Source organism: Leisingera sp. F5 (assembly GCF_001593695.1).
On record NZ_LUKH01000125.1, the window covers coordinates 1 to 5,420 of the forward strand.

At 63.5% G+C, this 5,420-nt stretch carries 4 protein-coding genes; 3 read left to right on the forward strand and 1 reads right to left on the reverse strand.

Annotated features, from left to right (window positions below; translation table 11 throughout):
• Positions 1 to 92: 92 nt before the first annotated feature.
• Complete coding sequence (locus A2I95_RS25430; protein ID WP_027259444.1) at positions 93 to 1,694, reverse strand: BCCT family transporter; 1,602 nt, start codon at positions 1,692 to 1,694, stop codon at positions 93 to 95.
• Between the two features lie 240 nt (positions 1,695 to 1,934).
• On the opposite strand from A2I95_RS25430, the gene A2I95_RS25435 reads away from it, so the two are divergent.
• The 3 genes from A2I95_RS25435 to A2I95_RS25445 form a co-directional block, all read left to right on the forward strand.
• Positions 1,935 to 3,299 (forward strand): FAD-dependent oxidoreductase, encoded by a 1,365-nt coding sequence (locus A2I95_RS25435; RefSeq protein ID WP_291734404.1) that lies wholly within the window; start codon positions 1,935 to 1,937, stop codon positions 3,297 to 3,299.
• On the forward strand, positions 3,299 to 4,273 hold the full coding sequence (locus A2I95_RS25440; protein ID WP_291734406.1) for a 2OG-Fe(II) oxygenase family protein: 975 nt from the start codon (positions 3,299 to 3,301) through the stop codon (positions 4,271 to 4,273). Before A2I95_RS25435 ends, A2I95_RS25440 begins: the two co-directional genes overlap by 1 nt.
• A gap of 176 nt (positions 4,274 to 4,449) precedes the next feature.
• Positions 4,450 to 5,420 (forward strand): AI-2E family transporter (locus A2I95_RS25445; RefSeq protein ID WP_291734408.1); only part of this gene is annotated, 971 nt, incomplete at its 3' end.

Genomic DNA, 5,420 nt, shown 5'->3' on the forward strand with positions numbered 1-5,420 from the left:
GCGCGGGCCGTGCCGCTGCGCGCCACGTCCCAAAAGAAAAACTGCGGGCGCCGGAACGCCCGCAGCAGTTTCAGAATGCTTTTAATAGCAGCCTACATCTTCGCCCGTTCAGCCCGCAGCGCCAGCCACAGGCAGTAGCACATGATCAGCACTACCAGCGTGAAGGGGATGCCGGTGGACACCGCAGCACCTTGCAGCGCCGACAATCCGCCGCCGAGCAGCAAGGCAATCGCCACCAGACCCTCCAGCGTGCACCAGAATACCCGCTGGATCACCGGCGCGTCCATCTTGCCGCCCGCTGTAATCGTGTCGATCACCAGCGAGCCGGAGTCCGACGAGGTCACAAAGAAGATCACGATCAGCACCAGCGAGACCGGGGCCACGATGGAATAAAGCGGCAGCTCCTTCAGGAAGCCGAACAGCGCGCCTTCGGGTTTGTAAGCATCGATCACGGTGGCTTTGACGCCTTCGGCGCCGCCGGCATTCAGCATGTCGATGGCGCCGCCGCCAAAGGTCGACATCCACAGCGCGCAAACGGCGGTGGGGGCGATCAGCGCGCAGAGCACGAACTCGCGCACCGTGCGGCCCTTGGAGATGCGGGCGATGAACATGCCGACAAAGGGCGACCAGGCAATCCACCAGGCCCAGTAGAAGGTGGTCCAGCCGTGGAAGTAGCTGGTGTCCTCGCGCCCGAACGGGTTTGAGAGCGCCGGAAGCAGCTGAACATAGTCCACCATCACACTGAAATAACGTGAAATTGCGGTGCCGATGCCAGTGACCAGGATCACGAAGATGAACAGCGCCACCGCCATCACCATGTTGATCTCGGACAGGCGTTTAACGCCGGCATCCATGCCCATCAGAACCGAGCCCAGCGCAATCGCGGTGATGCCGATGATCAGCAGGACCACAACTGTCGGGGATGGCTCGATGCCAAAGACCTCATAGAGTCCGGCCGCCACCTGCTGTGCGCCTAGGCCCAGCGAGGTGGTCAGCCCGAACAAGGTGGCAAAGACCGCCAGCGTATCGATGGCATGACCCCACCAGCCCCAGACCCGTTCGCCCAGGATCGGGTAGAAAGCCGACCTCAGGGTCAGCGGCAGGCCGAGGTTGTAGCAGAAGATTGCCAGCGACAGGCCGACTGCGGCATAGACCGCCCAGCCCTCCAGCCCCCAGTGGTGAATGGTTCCGACAATGCCGATGTATTCATTGCCCGGCTGCGTGATGTCGATGTTCAGCGGCCGCGCAGCCCCGCCTTCAGAGAAGTTGTAATAAACCGGTTCCAGCACGCCGAAGAACAGCAGGCCAATGCCGATGCCGGCCGCGAACATCATCGCAATCCAGCCGGCGTAGGAATAGTCCGGTGTCGCATCCTGGCCGCCGATCCGAACCGAACCGACCGGCAGCACGATCAGCGCCAGGCAGAACAGAGTGATGGCATCCACCGACAAGACCAGGAACCAGTCGAAGGTGCTGGTGAGCCAGGGCCTCAGCCAGCCGAAAAAGGCCGCCGCGGCTTCCTGATTGGCCAGCGCAATCAGCACAAAAGCCGCGATCAAAACGCTGGAGATCAGAAAGACCGGATTATGAATATCCAGGCCGAACGGCCGGATGTTGTCCTGTCCCAGCTCATGTTCTGTCTCGAAGTCCCAGACCCTCGGGTCGGGATCGAGCATTTTCTTTGTCTCTGGCATGACGCCTCCCCTTATACTCGTTAACCATTCGCCAAGTGTCGCATTAAATACGGAAATCTCCTAATCCATCTGCCGGGCAGGGCTTTGCTGCAGGCGGCACAGAGCGCAAAGCAGCCGGTTCCGCCTGCCCGCGCATGTCGCTTTTACAGCATCTTGGCGCAAAGGAACTTGAATCGCCGTACAAGATTCGAAAGTGTTACCGGAAACAGCGCCCTCAGCAGGGACAAGGGAGAGACAGACGTGGCAAGAACCATCCTTGAGCCGGCCCGCGAGATACCGGTCATTCATGAAACCGAAGTGCTGGTTGTGGGCTCCGGCCCCGGCGGGCTGGCGGCGGCCTTGGCGGCGGCACGGACTGGGGTAGAGGTGGCTTTGCTCGACCGGTTCGGCTGTTTCGGCGGCAATATCACTACTGTCGGGGTCGAAGGGTTCGCCTGGTACCGTCACGCGGAAACGGTCGAGGCTGGCGGCATCGGCTGGGAATTCGAAGAGCGCGCCAAGATGATGGGCGCCGCAGTGCCCGAAAGCCAGTCGCTGTCATACGAGCTGGACAGTGAGGGGTTCAAGCTGGTCGCGGACAAGCTGGTCGAAGAAGCCGGCATCCACCCGATGCTGCACCGGGTGTTTGTGGCGCCGATCCGCGAGGGCAGCCGGATCACCGGTGTGATTGTCGAAAGCAAAGCAGGCCGCGAGGCGGTGCTGGCAAAGCGAGTGATCGACGCCACGGGGGATGCTGACATTGCCCATATGATGGGGGCGCCCTGCGTGAAAACGCCGGTCGAGGAAATGCAGGCGGCCAGCGTGATGTTCCACATTGCCGGCGTCGACAAGCAGAAATTCATGGAGGGCGTGAAGGCCGATCCGCAGACCTATGCCAACTGGTCCACCGGCGAATGGCAGGTGGAGACCTCGGGCAAGGAAGACGAAATGTTCTCGCCCTTTCTGGCCAAGCCGTTCGGGCAGGCGATCCGCGACGGGGTGATCCCGGCGCATTTGAACACCATCGGCGGCACCTGGGGCGCGGTGCATGACTCGGGCGAGATGACCTATATGAACCTGGTGCATCTGGCCGGGATCGACGGCACCGACCCCGACAGCATGACCAAGGGCGAGATCGAGGGCCGCAAACAGGCGATGCATGCGATTGACGCCTTGCGCGCCTATACGCCGGGCTGCGAAGGCGCGCGGCTTCGGAATTTCGGCATGACCATCGGCATCCGCGACACCCGCAAGATCGACGCCCATCACAACATTACCGAAGACGAGACCCGCAATCAGGGCCGGTTCGAGGATACCATCGGCATCTACCCGGAGTTCATCGACGGCTACGGCGTGCTGATCCTGCCCACCACCGGACGCTACATGCAGATCCCCTATCGGTCGATGCTGCCCAAGGGCGTTCAGGGCCTGCTGGTGACGGGCCGCGCCATCGGCGGCGACAGGATCGCCCATGCCGCCACCCGCAACATGGCCTGCTGCGCTGTGGCCGGTCAGGGCGCCGGGATTGCCGCAGCGCTGTCGGTGAAATCCGGCTGCGACTTCGACGCGGTGAACATCACTGCCGTTCAGACTGAGCTGAAACGCCAGGGCGTGAGGTATTTGTGATGCAATGCATCCCCACGATCGACATCTCTCCCCTGCGCGACGCTGGACACCCGCAGCGGCACGACACCATCCGGGCCATTCTGGCGGCGGCTGAGGATATCGGGTTCCTGTCGGTCACCGGCACCGGTGTTCAGCCAGAGACGGTGGATTCGGTGCGGGACGCGGTGCGCGCAATTTTTGCCATTCCGGAGAAGTCCAAATGGGATCAGGCGATTACGCGGGACAATTACCGCGGCTATATCCCGATGGGGTTCTTCACGCCGAACGACGGCTCAGGCACTGCGGACAAATACGAAGGCTACAAGCTGCACTATGAGGTGGCGGCGGAGGATCCCATCCGCAGCGACTGTGCTCTCTACGGCCCCAACCGCTGGCCGGTGGAGGTGCCCGAGGCGCGCGAGGTGATCCTGGGCTACTGGGCAGAGCTGGACGGCGTCTTTCACCTGCTTCTGGGCGCGCTGGCCGAGGGGCTGGGGCTGGAGCCGGCGGCGTTTCAGAAGCCGTTCGAAACACCCCTCACCAACATGAGCCTGCTGCACTACCCGCCGCAGGCACCGGAAGAGGAAGGGTTCGGCATCCACCCGCACAAGGACACCGACGCGCTGACGATCATCGCGCCGGACCCGGTGGGCGGGCTGGAAGTGCAGACCAGGGATGGCGGCTGGATCACCCCTGACTGCCCACCCGGCGGCTTTGTCGTCAATATCGGCGATATGCTGGAGCTGTGGTCCGGCGGACGGCTGGTCTCCACCCCGCACCGGGTGGTGAACAAGACCGGGCGGGAGCGTTATTCCTTCCCCTATTTCGCGGTGCCGCGCCATGACGTGGCGGTGCAGCCGCTGCTGCCGCCGGTTCCAGGCTTCGACCGCCCCGCGGTGCATTGCGGCCATTGGTCGGCTGAGATCTGGCGCACCAACTGGCCGGGCGAAGACGCAGGCGCAGACACCCCGGAGCTGGGCACCATTCATAGCTGAGGGCACGCCCTGCCCCACCGGGGCGGTCGGTTTCCGTGACTTGCCCCCGGCCTTTTCCGCCTTATCCCCGCCTTGCCCACAGGGGAATCGCCCTGCCCCCTTGCAAGCCACTGCCCCATCAGGAAAGACTGGCGCCAAGATCCTGACGCAAACGGACCAGAGGCGGCACGCGGACCATGGCATTACCGGCGAAACAGCAGCTGAAGTACTGGGGCATTGCCGCCGTTGTCTTTGCTGTGGTGATGTGGGCGCTTGGCAATGTGCTGATGCCCTTCATCCTGGGCGCTGCCATCGCCTATATGATCGACCCGGTCGCCGACCGGCTGGAGGCCTGGGGCATGAGCCGCACCGGCGCCACCGCCACCATCACCGTGGGGGCGCTCTTGATCTTCCTCTTGCTGCTTCTGGTGGTGGTGCCGACGCTGATAGCGCAGATGATCGACCTGGCGCAGGTGCTGCCGCAGCTGGTGCGCGATGCCCGCGCCTTTGCGATCGAGCATTTCCCCTCGATCTTCGAGGAGAACAGCCGCATTCACCAGGCGGTCACTTCCTTTGCACAGACGCTGCAATCGCGTGCGGTGGGCATGCTGCAATCCCTGCTGGGCGGCGCCGCCTCCTTCCTCAACATCGTGGTGCTGCTGGTGATCGTGCCGGTGGTCGCCGTCTACCTGCTCCTGGATTGGGACCGGATGGTCGAACGCATCGACGAGCTCTTGCCGCGCGACCACCAGCCGGTGATCCGCCGCATCGCCAGCGAGATCGACGCGGTGCTGGCGTCGTTTATCCGCGGCATGGGAACGGTCTGCCTGATCCTCGGCACCTATTACGCGGTGGCGCTGATGCTGGTGGGGCTGAACTTCGGCCTCGCGGTCGGCTTCATCGCGGGCCTCATCACCTTCATTCCTTACCTCGGCGCCCTCATCGGCGGTGCGCTGGCCATCGGCCTGGCGCTGTTCCAGTTCTGGGGCGACTGGCTGTCGATCGGGCTGGTGGGCATCATCTTTGCCATCGGCCAGGTGGCGGAGGGTAACTTCCTGACGCCCAAGCTGGTCGGCGGCTCGGTGGGCCTGCACCCGGTCTGGCTGCTGCTGGCACTGTCGGTATTCGGCGCCTTGTTCGGCTTTGTCGGCATGCTGGTGGCGGTGCC